The 15395-nt window shown below is 72.9% G+C and carries 14 protein-coding genes; 8 read left to right on the forward strand and 6 right to left on the reverse strand.

What is annotated here, in order from left to right:
- The first annotated feature begins 179 nt into the window (after window positions 1-179).
- The 4 genes from DCW30_RS21300 to DCW30_RS21315 are packed head-to-tail and all read left to right on the forward strand — an operon-like array spanning window position 180 to window position 6775.
- On the forward strand, window positions 180-1013 hold the full coding sequence (locus DCW30_RS21300) for a glycosyltransferase family 2 protein (protein ID WP_076686974.1): 834 nt from the start codon (window positions 180-182) through the stop codon (window positions 1011-1013).
- A complete protein-coding gene (locus DCW30_RS21305) occupies window positions 1010-2056 on the forward strand; it encodes a glycosyltransferase family 2 protein (protein ID WP_076686973.1) in 1047 nt (348 codons plus the stop codon). The genes DCW30_RS21300 and DCW30_RS21305 overlap by 4 nt, the downstream gene beginning before the upstream one ends.
- A complete protein-coding gene (locus DCW30_RS21310; RefSeq protein ID WP_198502250.1) occupies window positions 2053-2859 on the forward strand; it encodes a polysaccharide deacetylase family protein in 807 nt (268 codons plus the stop codon). Before DCW30_RS21305 ends, DCW30_RS21310 begins: the two co-directional genes overlap by 4 nt.
- Entirely contained in the window at window positions 2852-6775 is a 3924-nt protein-coding gene (locus DCW30_RS21315) for a lipopolysaccharide biosynthesis protein (RefSeq protein ID WP_076686971.1), read from the forward strand. Before DCW30_RS21310 ends, DCW30_RS21315 begins: the two co-directional genes overlap by 8 nt.
- A gap of 115 nt (window positions 6776-6890) precedes the next feature.
- On the opposite strand, the gene DCW30_RS21320 is transcribed toward DCW30_RS21315, so the two are convergent.
- Window positions 6891-8312, reverse strand: coding sequence for a GH39 family glycosyl hydrolase (locus tag DCW30_RS21320; protein WP_076689490.1), 1422 nt, complete (start codon window positions 8310-8312; stop codon window positions 6891-6893).
- 152 nt (window positions 8313-8464) lie between these two features.
- Between DCW30_RS21320 and DCW30_RS21325 the strand changes: the two genes are divergently transcribed.
- Window positions 8465-9559, forward strand: a complete 1095-nt coding sequence (locus DCW30_RS21325; RefSeq protein WP_076686970.1) for a DUF5925 domain-containing protein — start codon at window positions 8465-8467, stop codon at window positions 9557-9559.
- Window positions 9560-9579: 20 nt separating this feature from the next.
- Here DCW30_RS21325 and DCW30_RS21330 read toward each other — a convergent pair whose 3' ends face one another.
- The gene (locus DCW30_RS21330) at window positions 9580-9960 is read right to left on the reverse strand and encodes a GntR family transcriptional regulator (RefSeq protein ID WP_076686969.1); all 381 of its coding nucleotides are present in this window, start codon (window positions 9958-9960) and stop codon (window positions 9580-9582) included.
- A gap of 158 nt (window positions 9961-10118) precedes the next feature.
- On the opposite strand from DCW30_RS21330, the gene DCW30_RS21335 reads away from it, so the two are divergent.
- The 3 genes from DCW30_RS21335 to DCW30_RS36740 are packed head-to-tail and all read left to right on the forward strand — an operon-like array spanning window position 10119 to window position 11771.
- Window positions 10119-11057 carry a GNAT family N-acetyltransferase gene (locus tag DCW30_RS21335; protein ID WP_076689488.1) on the forward strand — a complete coding sequence of 313 codons (939 nt, stop codon included), beginning with the start codon at window positions 10119-10121 and terminating at the stop codon, window positions 11055-11057.
- On the forward strand, window positions 11038-11601 hold the full coding sequence (locus DCW30_RS21340; protein WP_076686968.1) for a ribonuclease FAU-1 family protein: 564 nt from the start codon (window positions 11038-11040) through the stop codon (window positions 11599-11601). Before DCW30_RS21335 ends, DCW30_RS21340 begins: the two co-directional genes overlap by 20 nt.
- A 29-nt stretch (window positions 11602-11630) precedes the next feature.
- Entirely contained in the window at window positions 11631-11771 is a 141-nt protein-coding gene (locus DCW30_RS36740) for a hypothetical protein (protein ID WP_162933596.1), read from the forward strand.
- A 7-nt stretch (window positions 11772-11778) separates the two neighbouring features.
- Here the strand turns inward: DCW30_RS36740 and DCW30_RS21345 are convergent, their stop codons facing one another.
- From DCW30_RS21345 to DCW30_RS21360, 4 genes are read right to left on the reverse strand one after another with little or no spacing between them, the layout of a single operon-like run.
- Window positions 11779-12264: a GNAT family N-acetyltransferase gene (locus DCW30_RS21345; RefSeq protein ID WP_076686967.1), complete on the reverse strand. Its 486-nt coding sequence runs from the start codon at window positions 12262-12264 to the stop codon at window positions 11779-11781.
- On the reverse strand, window positions 12261-13769 hold the full coding sequence (locus DCW30_RS21350) for a tripartite tricarboxylate transporter permease (RefSeq protein ID WP_076686966.1): 1509 nt from the start codon (window positions 13767-13769) through the stop codon (window positions 12261-12263). Before DCW30_RS21350 ends, DCW30_RS21345 begins: the two co-directional genes overlap by 4 nt.
- A 1-nt stretch (window position 13770) precedes the next feature.
- Entirely contained in the window at window positions 13771-14331 is a 561-nt protein-coding gene (locus DCW30_RS21355; protein ID WP_076686965.1) for a tripartite tricarboxylate transporter TctB family protein, read from the reverse strand.
- Window positions 14328-15311 (reverse strand): Bug family tripartite tricarboxylate transporter substrate binding protein, encoded by a 984-nt coding sequence (locus DCW30_RS21360; protein WP_076686964.1) that lies wholly within the window; start codon window positions 15309-15311, stop codon window positions 14328-14330. The genes DCW30_RS21355 and DCW30_RS21360 overlap by 4 nt, the downstream gene beginning before the upstream one ends.
- Window positions 15312-15395 lie beyond the last annotated feature (84 nt).

The raw sequence follows: 15395 nt of genomic DNA on the forward strand, positions 1-15395 counted from the left end.
GGGTGCCGTGCCCGGCGTCGCTTCATGACCGGGTCACGTCCCGCGCTATGCCAGCTCACTCGGCATGTACGGAGATCAATTTCGGCATGCGCCTTGTGAGAACCCCCCTTTCGAACCGGATCAATTACCGGACCGCCCGGGGGCGGGCGGTCCACCGGACGAGAGGGACCACCGGACTCATGACTTCTTTTGTGCGCCCGGCAGACGCCGGGCAGGACCCGTTAGACGAGATCTCGCGCGACTTCCGGCCGATCTCCACGCATTTGGCGATCACTCCGCCGGTCAGCGTGGTTATTCCCGCCATGAACGAGGCGGAGAATCTGCCCTACGTTTTCAAGACACTTCCCGAGTGGATCCACGAGGTCGTCCTCGTGGACGGGAACTCCACCGACGACACCGTGGCCGTCGCCCGTGAGCTGTGGCCGGACGTGAAGGTGGTCCGCCAACTCGGCAAGGGCAAGGGCGACGCCCTGATCACCGGTTTCGCCGCGTGCACGGGCGACATCATCGTGATGGTCGACGCCGACGGCTCCGCCGACGGCCAGGAGATCGTCTCCTACGTCTCCGCCCTCGTCTCGGGCGCGGACTTCGCCAAGGGCTCCCGGTTCGCCAACGGCGGCGGCACGGACGACATGACGCCGATACGCAAGCTCGGCAACCATGTCCTGTGCTCCGTCGTCAACGCCAAGTTCGGCGCCCGCTACACCGACCTGTGCTACGGATACAACGCGTTCTGGCGGCACTGCCTGGACAAGATCGAGCTGGACTGCACCGGCTTCGAGGTCGAGACCCTGATGAACATCAGGGTCGTCAAGGCGGGCCTGAAGGTCCAGGAGATTCCCAGCCACGAGTACCTGCGGATACACGGCGTCAGCAACCTCCGTGCCGTCCGCGACGGCCTGCGCGTCCTGAAGGTGATACTCAACGAGCGCTCGAACCGCGTCCGGCGCGGCTCGAAGCCCAAGGCCGCCCGTGTGCTCCCCTTCGGCGCCGGCCGGGGAGAGGTGTCTTGAGCACGGAGATCTCCGTGGTCGTCTGCGTGTACACCGAGGACCGCTGGGAGGACATCCTCGCGGCGGTCTCCTCGGTGGGCGCGCAGTCGCTGCCCGCCCTGGAGACCCTGCTCGTGGTCGACCACAACGCCACGCTCCTCGAACGGCTGGCCGGGGAGTACAAGGAGACCGAGGGGGTGCGGGTGCTCGCCAACGCGGGTCCGCGCGGCCTCTCCGCGGGACGCAACACCGGGATCGCCGCGTCCCGCGGCTCCGTCGTCGCCTTCCTCGACGACGACGCCGTCGCCGAGCGCGACTGGCTGCGCCACTTCGCCGCGGGCTTCGAGGACCCGCGGGTCCTCGCCGTCGGCGGGCGCACCATGCCGCTGTGGGAGTCGAAGCGGCGGCCCGTCTGGTTCCCCGAGGAGTTCGACTGGGTCGTCGGCTGTACGTACAAGGGGCTCCCGCCCGGCCGGGTCCGCGTGCGCAACGTGCTCGGCGGGAACGCCGCGTTCCGGCGCTCCGCCTTCGACGTCGCCGGCGGCTTCGCGACCGGCATCGGGCGGGACGGCGACAGAAGGCCGCTCGGCTGCGAGGAGACGGAGTTCTGCATCCGCCTCACCCGCGCCGCCCCGGACGCGGTCCTGCTCATCGACGACCGCGCGGTGATCCACCACCGGGTGCCCGCCGCGCGGGAGCGGTTCCGCTACTTCCGCTCCCGCACCTACGCCGAAGGGCTCTCCAAGGCCCTGGTCGCCCGGAGCGTCGGCGCCGCCAAGGGCCTGGAGTCCGAGCGGCGCTACACCACGCGCGTCCTGCCGGCCGGCGTCGGCCGCGGCCTGCGGGACACCGTGCTCGGGCGGCCGGGCGGCGCGGGACGGGCGGGCGCCATCGTGGCCGGCGTCCTCACCGCCGCCGGGGGCTACGCCCTCGGCGCCCTCCGCGCCAGGCGCGGCGGCACCACGTTCCGTGTCGTGGAGATCGCCGGGGACGCCGTCGCCGCCGAGGGGGCGGCGGAACGCGGGGGCGGGCAGGGCGCGGCCGGTGAGGGGGCCGCCGCATGAGCCGGGCGCCGGGTCCCGTGCCGATCCTGATGTACCACTCGGTGGCGCACGCGCCGAACGAGGCGACGCACGAGCTGTCGGTGTCGCCCGACGCGTTCGCCCTCCAGATGGAGGTGCTGGCGGAGCGGGGCTTCACCCCGCTCACGACCGCCGGGCTCGCCGCGGCCTGGCGCTCCGGACGGCCCCTGCCCGAGCGCCCCGTCCTGGTCACCTTCGACGACGGTTACGAGGGCGTGCACCGGTACGCGCTGCCCGTGCTCGCCAAGCACGGCTTCGCCTCGACGCTCTTCGTCTCCACCGGCTGGCTGCGCGGCGCGCACGACACCGGTGGCGCCCTGGACTTCATGCTCGACTGGGACCAGGTGCGCGAACTGGCCGCGGCGGGCGCCGAGATCGGCGGCCACAGCCACACCCACCCCGAGCTGGACCAGCTGCCCGGCGCCGAGCTGCGCCACGAACTGAGGCGCTGCCGCGACATCGTCGCCGACGAGCTGGGCGCCCGGCCCCTCTCGTTCGCCTACCCTTACGGCTACTCGGACCGCCGGGTGCGCGCCCGCGTGCGGGAGGCGGGTTTCGCCCAGGCGCTCGCCGTCGGCAACTCCCTGGCCCGCCGCGGCCAGGGCCCGTACGCGCTGCGGCGGGTCACCGTGCGCCGCGCCACCGGGGCCGAGGAGTTCGAGCGCCTCGTGGAGGGGCGCGCCGTCGCCCGCGTCTTCGCCAGGGACCGTGCCCTCACCAAGGGGTACGCCATGGTCCGCAGAGCCCGACAGATCCGCCGGAAGGCGATGCGCACCCGTGTCTGACACGACCACCGCCCAGGCCGGTGTCACCGGCCCCGAGAGCGGCGGCGGGCAGCCGCCGTCCGGCAAGTCCGGCAGGCCGCGCAGAATGCGCCTGCCGGGCGCGGACGGCGGCAGTCCGCTGTTCCGCAACGCCTACGCCCTGATGCTCAACACGGGCATCTCGGGCGTGCTCGGGGTCGGCTTCTGGCTGGCCGCCGCCCGCTACTACTCGGAGTCGGCGGTCGGCCAGGGCTCGGCCGCGATCGCGGCGATGAAGCTCCTCGCGGGCCTCACCGCCGTGACGCTGACCGGCGCCCTCGCCCGGTTCATCCCCATCGCGGGCCGCGCCACGGGCAGGCTGATCTTCCGCACGTACGCGGGAAGTTCGGTGGCCGTGGCGCTCGCCGCGGGCGTCTTCCTGCTCACGCTGGACCTGTGGGGGCCCTCGTACCGGTTCCTGCACGGTCCGGTGCACGGTGTCGGGTTCGTCCTCGCCGTCGTCGCCTGGTCGGTGCTCACCCTCCAGGACGGGGTGCTCACCGGGCTGCGCAACGCGCTGTGGGTGCCGGTCGGCAACACCGTCTTCTCGGTCGCCAAGCTGGGGCTGCTCATCGCCGTGGCCGCGGCCGTCCCGACCGCGGGTGTCTTCGTCTCCTGGGTCGCCTCGATCGCGGTGTCGGTGATCCCGCTCGGCTGGCTGGTCTTCCGGCGCCTGGTGCCGCGCCATGTGAAGGCCACCGACGGCAGGACGAAGCCGCCGACGCTGCGCGAGATCGGCCGCTTCCTGGCCGGCGACTACACCGGCTCGCTGTTCTCGCTCGCCGTCGTCTACCTCGTGCCGGTCATCGTCGCCTCGCAGGTCAGCTCGGTCGACAACGCGTACTTCTACATCACCACCACCATCGGCGGCACCGTCAACCTGCTCGCCATCAACATGGGCGCCTCGCTGACCGTCGAGGGCGCGCACGACCCGGCGCTGCTCGCGGCCAACACCCGTGCCGCGCTGCGCCGGATGGCGATGATCATGCTGCCGGTGTGCGGCACCCTGTTCCTCGCGGCGCCGTTCATCCTGAGCCTGTTCGGCCAGGCGTACGCGGACGCCGCGACCCCGCTGCTGCGCTGGTTCGCCGTGGGGGCGCTGCTGCGGGTCGTCATGGAGACGTACTTCGCGGTGCAGCGCGCGCAGAGCAAGACCTCCGGGATCGCCTGGCTGCAGGGCCTGCTCTGCGTCCTGGTCCTCGGCCTGACGCTGATCCTGCTGCCGCGGATGGGCCTGACGGGCGCGGGCATCGCGGAGATCTCCAGCCTGGCGGTGATCGTGGCGATCGCCGCGCCGAAGCTGTACCGCGTCACGCGGAGCGCGCCCACGGCCCGGCCCCCGGCGGGCGAGGCCCCCGACGGGGACCTGGCCGGCCTCGGCACGCGCGACGCGCCGACGATGGCGATACGCCGCGCCGCCGCCCGCGCCGACGGCAAGGAGCGCCACGGGCCCGCGTGGGCGCTGTGGGAGTCCCTGGACTCGGACACCCTGCAGCTCGCCGTGCAACTGGACTTCGACCACCCGGAGCGCAGGCCCGACGTGCGGCCGGGACCGGGCACGCCCGCCGCGGGGACGGCCCTGCCACCCGGCACGCCCGCGGCGGAGAGCGAGGGGGACGACATGGACCACCGGCCCACGTGGGCGCTGAGAACGCCGGCCTCCCGCGACGCCGACACCTCACGTGCCGGGGACGCCGCCGACGAGCCCCCGCCGGCGGAACCGCTCGGAGAACCGCTGGAGGAGCGGCTGAAGGAGCGGCGGGAGGAGCCCCCCGAGGAACCGCTCCTCGAAGAGGCTCCCCCCGAGGAACCGCTTCCCCGGAAGGCGCCCCCCGAGGGCGCGCCCGGCGAGGACGCCTCCGCGGACGGCGGCACGCCCCCGCGCGCGCCCCGCCGCCACGTCCTCGTCATGGCGCTGCTCCTGGCCCTCGCGCTCACCCTGTACTGGGTGCCCGTGCTCGGCATGGGCGACGCCGACCTGGAGGACATGGGCGGGCTCGGCCTGATCTCCGTGCTGCCGAGGGCGACGCTGCTCGGCGCGGCCCTGCTGATCGTCGTCTTCGCCGTGCTGCTCTGGATGGACCGGCCGATCAAGGGCCTGCTCCTGGTGACGCTCCTCGCCACGGTGGTGTCCCTGCACGCGCTGCCCGCGGTCATCGAGACCGAGCCGCGGTTCGCCACGGCCTGGCAGCACCTGGGCTTCATGGAGTACATCGACAGGACAGGCGCCGCCGCGCCCGATCTCGACGCGCGCTGGAGCTGGCCGGGCTTCTTCGCCGCGGCCGCGTTCGTCGCGAAGGCGTGCGGCGTCTCGGACATGACCGAGGTCATCCGCTGGTGGCCGACGGCCATCCAGGTGCTGTACCTGGCGCCGATGTTCCTGCTCGTGCGCTCGATGCGGGCGGCCTGGCGCGCCAAGTGGGCGGGGCTGTGGATCTTCGTCCTGAGCGGCTGGGTGGGCCAGGACTACTTCTCCCCGCAGGGCTTCACGTACCTGCTCTACCTCGCCTTCATCGCCGTCCTCCTGGTCTGGTTCCGCGCGCCGCGCGTGCTGTGGACCAAGCGGCGCCCCGGCGAGCTGGAGGTCGAGCCGACGGGCCGCGGGGAGCGCGCCGTACTGCTGCTGATCCTCGTCGGCATCTTCGTGGCGTCGGTCGCCGCGCACCAGCTCACGCCGTTCGTGATGCTCGGCGTCCTGACGGTGCTCGTCCTCATCGGCCGCTCGGAGCTGCGCGGTCTGCCCGTGCTCCTCGGTGTGTTCGTCGTCGTGTGGCTCGGCTTCCTCGCCGAGCCCTACTGGTCGGGGCACTTCGACGAGCTGTTCGGCGGCGTCGGGGGCGTCGGCGGCAATGTGTCCTCGTCGGTCTCCGGCCGGATCGAGGGCGGCAGTTCCACGCACCGGCTCGTGCTGTACGCGCGCGTGGCGATGGCCGGCGGCGTGCTGGCGTTCGCCTGCTGGGGCTGGTGGCGGCGGCGCTTCTACCGGTACAGCGAGCGCTCGCTCCTCGTCCTGACCTTCGTGCCGTTCCTCGGTTTCGGCATGCAGTCCTACGGCGGCGAGATGGCGCTGCGCGTCTTCATGTTCGCGCTGCCCGGCGCGGCCCTGCTCGCCGGGCTCGCGCTCTTCCCGAGGGCCGGCCTCACCGCGGAGGAGCGGGACCGGGACCGGGTGAGCCTCGCGCCACTCGCCGCGCTGATGGCCGGGCTCGTCCTGATGGGCGGCTTCCTGGTGGCGCGCTGGGGCAACGAGCCCTTCGAGCGGATCCGCCCCGGCGAGGTCGCGGCCATGGAGTACGTGTACGCGCACGACGACCCGACGGTACGGCTGCTCTGGATGAGCGACGACACGGTCGACAATGTCACGCCCGCCATGCCGTGGGGCGCCCGAGACATGGAGAAGGTGGAGTACGTCCCCACGCTCGCGCCCGCCGATCCGGTCCTGGTCTCCGGCCTGGTGAAGGCGCTCAAGGACGCGGGCCCGCACTCGTACCTGATGATCAACCGCAGCCAGACGACGTACCTGGAGCTCGACGCGGGCTACTCCGAGACGTGGCAGCCGCGGCTCATCCAGCACCTGGACGAGCGCGAGGAGCTGAAGAAGGTCTTCAGCAACGAGGACGCGACCATCTACGGCATGCGCGGGCGGCCGGACGGCGAGGCCCCGCAGGCCGCGGACTGGGCGGCCGGGCCGAAGGTGACGTGGACGCCGTGGACGGTCGTGGGGGCGCTGGCCTTCGTGGCGCTCGCGCTGCTGCTCACGACGCGCGAGGTGGTGCGGGTGGCGACGGCGCCGAGCGTGCGGCAGCAGCGGTGGCTGCAGAGCAGCTTCTGGTTCTCGCTGCCGCTGCTCGCGGTGCTGCTCGCCTCGCTGGTCCAGCGGTTCGTGACGATGGCGTGAGGCGGGCCCTCCGGCGGGCCCGCTCCGAGGAGGCCCGCTGCCGGGGGCGTCCGCTTCCGGGAGGTTCCGCCGGCGGGAGGACTGCTTCCGGGAGGCCGGGGCGGAGCTGCGGGGCTCAGCGTTCGAGCCACTTCACCTCGTACCCGGCCAGGTCGAACCGCTTGCCGTCGACCTTCGCGCTGATCGGGCGGGCCAGCGTGTTGACCACGAGGACGGCGTCGTCGTCGGCGAGGACCCGCACGGCGGGCCGGTCGCCGGCGGCGACCCTCACCTCACGGAAGCGGGTGCCGGGCCCGAACTCCGCGCCGAACCGCTCGATGAGCTTCAGCATGGGCAGGGGGGCGCCGCCGTCCGCGCGCCGCGTCGGGGTCCACAGGCAGCCGGCGCACTTGGCGCCCCTCTTCTGCGGGTTCCAGTAGAAGCCGCTGGTGGCGCCGCCCTTGGCCATGCCCATCAGGCCGGCGGCATGGACGGCGACGCGGTGCGCCTCGGACCAGTCGTCGCGGTTGTCCCTGCTGTCGCCGGGCTCCACGTAGTACTCGGCCCACCACAGGGGCAGGTCGCCGGCGCGCTCACGGATCCACCGGCCCACGGCCGTGAACTTGTCGGTGGCCCTGAACTCGTCGGGGAGCGTCTCGTCGTCCGTGGTGTAGCTGGAGCCGTCGACGACGACGAAGTCCGCGCCCCTCTTGTGCTTGTTCCAGTACGTGAAGGCGTCGAGGACGCGCTGGTCCAGGCTGCCCCAGGCGCCCTTGACCGGCGAGGCGTCCACGGTCTGGCGGGGGTGGAGACTGTCCATCACGAGGTAGGGGCCGCCCACCATGATGTCCTCGTCGACCTTCTTCAGCTCCTCGTGGACGCGGTTGTACAGCTCGGTGTACCCCTCGTGGTCCCAGCGGCCCTTCTCCGTGTTCCAGAAGCCCTTGAACTCGTTCCAGACGATGAAGTGGCGTACGTCGGGGTAGCGCTTGGCGACGGTCGCGGCGAGCTTCGCGAAGTCGTCGTAGTGCTCGGGGTCCGGCGCGGTCTCCAGGGCCTGCTGGCTCCAGTCGGTGCTGTCGGCGCCGGGCTCGCCGCCCTTCATCCAGTCGGGGGCGCAGCACAGCGTGACGACGGGGACGCCCTCGCTCTCCCTGACGAAGTCGATGCGGCGGTCCATCTCGGAGAAGTCGTAGTGCCCCTTGACCGGTTCGGGGTTGCTCGCGCCCCAGCCCATGATGTGCTGGATCTGCGGGACCGGCCGCCCCTGGTCCGCGAGCCCGGAGCGGGCGCGGTCGACCGCGGCGTCCTCGCCCTCGTCCGCGCTGTACTGGGTGTGGGTGAAGCCCCAGCCCACGGCCGCGTCCATGCCGTCGGGAGGGACGGCGGGGGTGCCGTGCACCTTGTCGCCGTCGGGCGTGGTGCCCGCGGTGCTGCCGCCGTCGCCGGGGAGCGTGTGGACCAGAGTGATCACCAGGGCCAGAACGACCGCACCAACGCCGAGCAGTGCGGTGAACCGCCACCGCAGTGCCGAGGAAACCCACCCATGACGTCCCATCAGCGACAAGCGTATCGGCGTGCCCCTACGGCGGGACAGGTTCCGGACACAGCTCCGTGACGGGCCCGGCTCCGCTCCCCGCGCGGCGGTGCGCGGGAACACGCGGCGGAAACCGGATGCAAGGAGAGGCGTCCGTGCCGGATCATGTCGGCATGGCCGCCAACCCGCACGACGCCCTGCCGATCCGGCTGCACGTCGATGACAGCGACTCCCCGTCGGACGTCGTGGACGCGCTGTTCCTCGGCCGCTTCGCGACGGGCGAGCAGCCGTTCTCGCACAGCGCCAACATCGACCGCGTCAGGTCCGGTTCCACGCTGCTGCCCCCGGGGTCGAAGGTCCTGCGGGCCGCCCGCGACGACGACCGCAACGCGACGCTCGCCGAGGGCCCCGGCTGGACCCTGCTGGTCTCCCGCTGGAACCGCGGCGCGGACGTCACGGTGACGGCGACCAGCGAGGAGCTGGCGGAGAAGATCCTCAAGCAGGCGACGGACGGCGCGCAGGACGAGCCGGAGCCTCAGCCGGAGGACGTCACCATGGGGTTCTGGTACGTCTCGCCGCGGCGCGGCCCGTACCGCACGACCCGGCAGATCTCGGCCGGCACGTGGGAGGAGGTGCGGCCCAACTACACCGCGCCGGTCGCCGATGCCATGGACAAGCTGATGAAGACGGTCCCGGAGGACATCGCGGGCCGGCTGCTGCTCCTGCACGGCCCGCCGGGCACGGGCAAGACGTCGGCGCTGCGGACGCTGGCGCGCGCCTGGCGCGACTGGTGCCAGGTGGACTGCGTCCTGGACCCGGAGCGGCTGTTCGGCGACGTCGGCTATCTGATGGACATCGCGATCGGCGAGGACGACGGCACGGGGAAGGGCCGCTGGCGGCTGCTGCTCCTGGAGGACTGCGACGAGCTGATCAGGGGTGAGGCGAAACACACGGCGGGCCAGGCGCTCTCCCGGCTGCTCAACCTCACCGACGGCCTCCTCGGGCAGGGCCGCAACGTCCTGGTCGGCGTCACGACCAACGAGGACCTGGAGCGGCTGCACCCCGCCGTCGTCCGCCCAGGGCGCTGCCTGGCCCGTATCGAGGTCGGCGCGCTGACCCGGCCCGAGGCGGTGGAGTGGCTCGGCACGGACGAGGGCGTGGGCCGCGAGGGCGCCACCCTGGCGGAGCTGTTCGCGCTGCGGCGCGGCACGGCGCCGACGTCGGTGCCGGACCAGCGGGAGGGCGCGGACGCGGGGCTGTACCTGTAGGGCGGCCCGGGTGCGGTGGGCTACCGCGCGGCTCCGTACGCCGCCCGCAGGGCGTCCCGTGCCGCGGCGAGCGCGTCCTGCTCGGAGAGGCCGAGCCGCCGCGCGCGCTCGGCGTACGCCTGGGCGGCGGCGGACGCCTCCCGTGCGGCGGCGTCGCCCACCGCGGCGACGAACGTGCCGTTGCGGCCCCGGGTCTCGATGACCCCGTCGGCCTCCAGCGCCCGGTAGGCCTTGGCGACGGTGTTGGCGGCGAGCCCGAGCTCCTGGGCGAGCCCCCGCACGGTGGGCAGCTTGTGGCCCACCGGCAGCGCCCCGGACCTGGCCTGTTCGGCGATCTGGGCCCGCACCTGCTCGTACGGCGCGGCGCTGGAGCCTTCGTCGATGTCGATCTGCAGAGTCACGAAAGCGATTGTCCCGCACGCGCGGGCCCCGGTCCGCCCGTGGCGCCCCGGTCCCCCGTACGGGCCCGGTCCGCCCGCGCAGGCCGCTCCGCCCGGCCCCTTTACCCGTGAGGAAAATGGGAGGCCCCGGGCGCGGCGCGCGCGTACCGTGCGGCCCCATGACTGTGATCGTGCGCGCCTTCGACCCCAGCAGCACCACTGCCGCCGCGGACGCCGTGGGCTTCGCCGCCGTACGCCGGGCCTGTGTGCCCGCGATGCTCGCGACCCCCGAGTCGGTCGCCTTCGACCGGGCGCACGCCCATCCCGACGCCCACTACCGGCAGTTGATCGCCGAGCACGACGGCGAGGTGGTCGGCACCGCCCAGGTGGGCATCGCCCACGACAGCCCGGAGCCCGGCCAGGGCTTCGCCAACGTCTACGTCCATCCGGAGCGGCTCGGCGCCGGCGCGGGCTCGCTGCTGCTGCGCACGGCCGAGGAGCACCTGGCGCACGCGGGGGCGCGGACCGTCTACTCCTGGGTGCTCGACGAGCCCGGGAACCTCGCGTTCGCCGCCCGGCGCGGCTACCGCGCGAGCCGCAGCGCGCACTTCCTCCGCCTCGATCTGGCGCACGGCTCGCTGCCGCCACGCCGTGAGCCGCCCGCCGGGGTGGAGCTGGTCAGCGGGTCGGTGTTCGCGGAGGACGCGCGGCCCCTCTTCGCCCTCGACGCGGAGACCGTGGCGGACGAACCCGGCGACGTCGCGGCGGAGTTCACGGACTACGAGCACTGGCTCGCCGAGACCTGGCGGCACCCGCTGGTGAGCCGGGAGCTCACCACGGTGGCCCTGGTGGAAGGCCACCCCGCCGCGTTCAGCCTGGCCCGCACGGACGGCGCGGGCCGCTACGCGTCCGGCATGACGGGCACCGCGCGCGCCTTCCGCGGCCGCGGCCTCGCCAAGCTCGCCAAGAACGACTCCCTGCACCGCGCCCGCGCGGCCGGCTGCACCGAGGCGTTCACCGGCAACGACGCGGGCAACGGCCCGATGCTGGCGATCAACGAATGGTTCGGCTACGAGATCTGCGCGACGGAGGTGCGCCATGTCCGCGACCTCGGCTGACGGCGGGGCCACGACGGTCGAGGTCGTCCTCGTCAAGGCGGGCGCCACGAAGATCCGCTACCCGGCGGAGCTGCTCCACGACGACGGCACGCGCGTCACGGTACGGGCGCCCTGGGCGGCCCCCGGCGTCCGCGACTTCGGCTTCGTGCGCTTCGAGCCGGGCGACGTCTTCACCGAGCACTACTGGCGCGACCGCTGGTACGCGGTCAAAGAGGTGTACGCGGCCGACGGCGCCCTGAAGGGCTGGTACTGCGACGTGACGCGCCCGGCCGTCCGCGAGGGCGCCGTCCTCACGGTGGAGGACCTGGACCTCGACCTGTGGTGCTCCGCGGACGGCGCCGCCGTGCTCCGCCTCGACGAGGACGAGTTCGAGGCGAGCGGTCTGCGTGCGGCGGACCCCGCGGCGGCCGTCGCGGCGCTGCGGGCCCTGGACGGACTGGAGGCGCTGGCCCGTGGTGCGGGTCTTCGGGAAGTGACGGAACCCGCGCCGGATCGAGGGTTTCGATCAGAAAGCCTGTCCACGGAGGTCTACGGAACGTCTTAGGTGGACATCGGTAAGGCAGGGAGGCAGCCATGCGCCGAGTGACCGTGCACAAGCCCGTGAGCAAAGCCGTCAGCCGTCGAGTACGGGAACGCCAGGAGGACGAGGCCGCCCCGCGTGAGAGGTCCGAGGTCCGCAAGGACGTCCAGCGGACCTGGTGGCCCGACGGGTGAGACGCCCTCAGACGCCGTGGAGCCGCTTGCGGTAGTGCACGCGGTCGTAGGGGCCGTCGAGGCGCCGCTCCACGAAGTCGTAGCCATGGCGGGGGTAGATCTTCTGGTTCTCCCACATCAGGGCGTTGGTGTAGAGGCGGATCTCGGCGAGTCCCAGTGACCGCGCGTGGGCGTCGACGAAGGCGAGCAGCCGGCGGCCCACCCCTTGGCCCGCGGCGTCGGGGTGGACCGCGATGGACTCCAGGAAGAGATGGGCGTCCTCGCCCGGTGCGGTGACCGGGGCGAGGACGAGCAGGCCGACGACCGGGTCCCCGGTCACGAACACCCGCCCCGCCGCCACGTCGGCCGCGTGATCGGCGTCCATGGGCGAGGGGCGGAGCCCGATGCGCTCGACGTAGTGGTGGTAGGCCGCGTCGGTCACCGCCGCCACGGCGGGGACGTCGGCGGCGGTGGCGGGGCGGATGTCCGTGAACTGATCCGTGGTCTCGGTCATGCCTCCACGTCTACGCCACGGCGGCGGACCCGTGCCAGCGCCTTCTTCACCAACGGCCAGGCCACGATCAGGACGATCAGTCCATAGACGGTGAGGGAGAACGGTGTGTCGACCAGGCCGCCGACGCTGCCGTCGCTGATCTGCAGGGCGCGGCGCAGCTGCTGCTCGGCGTTGGGGCCGAGGATCACGCCGATGACCGCGGGCAGGATCGGCAGCCCGTAGCGCCGCATGCCGAAGCCGATCAGGCCGATGACCAGCAGGATGACGAGGTCGACCGGCTCGCCGCCGACCGCGTAGGCGCCGACCGCCGCGAAGAAGAGGATGCCCGCGTAGAGGTAGGGCCGTGGGATGCGCAGCAGTTTCGCCCAGACGGGGGCCAGCGGCAGGTTGAGGGCGAGCAGCAGCACCATGCCGACGAAGAGCGAGGCGATGAGGCCCCAGACCAGGTCGGGTTCGCGTTCGAAGAGCAGCGGGCCGGGCTGGATGCCGTACTGCTGGAAGGCGGCGAGCATCACGGCGGCGACGGCGGTCGTGGGCAGGCCGAGCGTCAGCATGGAGACGAGGGTGCCCGCGGCCGACGCGGAGGCGGCCGACTCGGGCCCGGCGACGCCTTCGATCGCGCCCTTGCCCCACTCGTCCTTGTGCCGGGACAGGCGCTTCTCGGTGACGTACGACAGGAACGTCGGGATCTCCGCCCCGCCCGCCGGGATCGCCCCGAAGGGGAAGCCGATGAAGGGGCCGCGCAGCCAGGACTTCCAGGTGCGCCGCACATCCGCCCCGCCCAGCCACGGGCGGCCCACGGGGATCGCCTCGGCGTCGCCGCGGCGCAGGTGCGCGGCGACCCAGAGGGCCTCGCCGATCGCGAAGAGGCCGACCGCGACGATCACCACGTCGATGCCGTCGGCGAGCTGGAGCGAGCCGAAGGTGAGCCGCTGCTGGCCGGTCATCTGGTCCAGGCCCACGAGGCCGATGGTGAGGCCGATGAGCAGCGAGGCGAGGCCCCGGATGCGGGAGGAGCCGAGGACCGAGGTCACGGCGATGAACGCGAGCACCATGATCGCGAAGTAGTCGGGCGCGCCGATGTCGACGGCGAGGTCGGCCACGGTCGGGGCGAGGGCGACGAGGAGCAGCGTGCCGATCATGCCACCGGCGAAGTGCCCGATGGCGGCGGCGGCGAGGGCCTGCGCGCCCCGCCCCGCCTTGGCCATCGGATGGCCTTCCATGGCCGCGACGACGGCGGCGCTCTCGCCCGGGGTGTTGAGCAGGATGGAAGTGGTCGACCCGCCGAACATCGCCCCGTAGTAGATGCCCGCGAACATGATGAAGGCGCCGGTCGGCTCCAGGCCGTACGTCACGGGGAGCAGCAGGGCGACGGCCATGGCGGGCCCGATGCCGGGCAGTACGCCGATCGCGGTCCCCAGGAGCACGCCGACGGCGGCCCAGAGCAGGTTGACCGGGGTGAGGGCGGTGCCGAAGCCGTCCATCAGGGAGTTGAAGGCGTCCATGTCACAGCACTCCCATCAGGGGGCCGCCCGGCAGCGGAACGCCGAGCAGGTTGTTGAAGACCTCGTACGTGACCACGGAGAGCCCGGCGGCGATCAGCGGGTCGCGGTCGAGGTGGCGGCTGCCGAGGGCGTAGGCGGAGCCCCAGAACAGCAGGGCGCCCGCGATGGGGAAGCCGACCGGCTCGATGAGGACGGCGGTGGCGAGGAAGACGCCCGCCAGGAGCAGCACGGTCCGCCAGTCGGCGGGTTCGGAGAGGTCGATGTCCTCGCCGCCCTCGGCCTCGCCCCGCCCGCCGCGCAGCACGTCGACGGCGAGCAGGACGGCGACGACGAGCAGTCCGACGCCGACAGCGACGGGCACGGTCTTGGGCCCGATGGGGCCGCGCTGGGCGATCTCGACGTCCATGGTGAGCGCGTCGGTGAGGACGAGCACGCCGAGGGCGAGGAGCAGGACGCCGACGCCGAGTTCGGAGTGCTCGCGCAGCCAGGCGCGGCGGGAGCGGCCGCCTGTGCCCTCGGGGCCGGCGCCGGTCGTGGTGGTGGTGGTGTCGGGGGTGGTCACAGTCCCAGCTCCTTCAGCACCGACACCACGCGCTTGTCCTGGGCGTCCAGGAAGTCGCCGAACTTCTCGCCGGTCAGGAAGGCGTCGTCCCAGCCGTTGGTCTTGAGGGACTTCTTCCACTCGGGCGAGGCGTGCAGCTTCTCGACGAGGGTGATGAGCTTCTTCCGCTCGGCGTCGCTGATTCCGGGCGGGGCGACGATGCCGCGCCAGTTGGTGAAGTCCACGTCGTAGCCGGACTCCTTGAGGGTGGGCCCGTCCAAACCCTTCACCCGCTTCGGCCCGGTGACGGCGAGGAGCCTGAGCTCCCCGGACTTGATCTGGTCCAGGTACTCGCCGACGCCGGAGACGCCGAAGGCGACCTTGCTGCCGAGGATGGAGGCGAGGAGTTCGCCGCCGCCGTCGAAGGGCACGTAGTTGACCTTCTTCGGGGCGATCCCGGCGGCGCGCGCCATCAGCATCGGGGCCAGGTGGTCGGGGCCGCCGGGCGAGGAGCCGCCGCCCACGGGCAGCTTGCCGGGGTTCTCCCGCCACGCCCCGATGAGCTGGTCGATGGTCTTGTACGGGGAGTTCTCGGCGACCACCACGACGTCCTGCTCCTCGGTGAGGCGGGCGATCGGGGTGGTGTCGCCGAGGCTCTTCGGGGAGTGGTTGGAGCGGGCGGCGCCGACGACGCCGAGGCCCATGGACATGGCGAGCTTGCCGTTGCCGTGCTCGCCGACGAGCCGGGTCAGGCCGACGGTGCCGCCGGCGCCGGGCAGGTTGTAGACCTCGATGTTGTGGGTGAGTCCGGCGTCCTCGGCGTTCTTCGCCGCGGTGCGGGCGGTGATGTCGTAACCGCCGCCGGGGGTGTTGGGGACCATGAAGCGCAGGCCGGGGATCTGGGTGCCGGTGTCGGCGCCGCTGCCCGTGGTGAGCAGCGGCGGCGCCACGAGCACGAGGAGGGCGGCCCCCAGCAGGGCGAGCGGTGTGCGCAGCCGCACGTGTGCCACCACCTGTCGGTACGTCGAGGGGGCGCCGGGGAGGGACGCCCCCGGGGGACGGGGTATGTGTGAGGTGGCCCACAT

The sequence above is a fragment of the Streptomyces alfalfae genome, from assembly GCF_004127445.1.
Taxonomy (GTDB): Bacteria; Actinomycetota; Actinomycetes; order Streptomycetales; family Streptomycetaceae; genus Streptomyces; species Streptomyces alfalfae.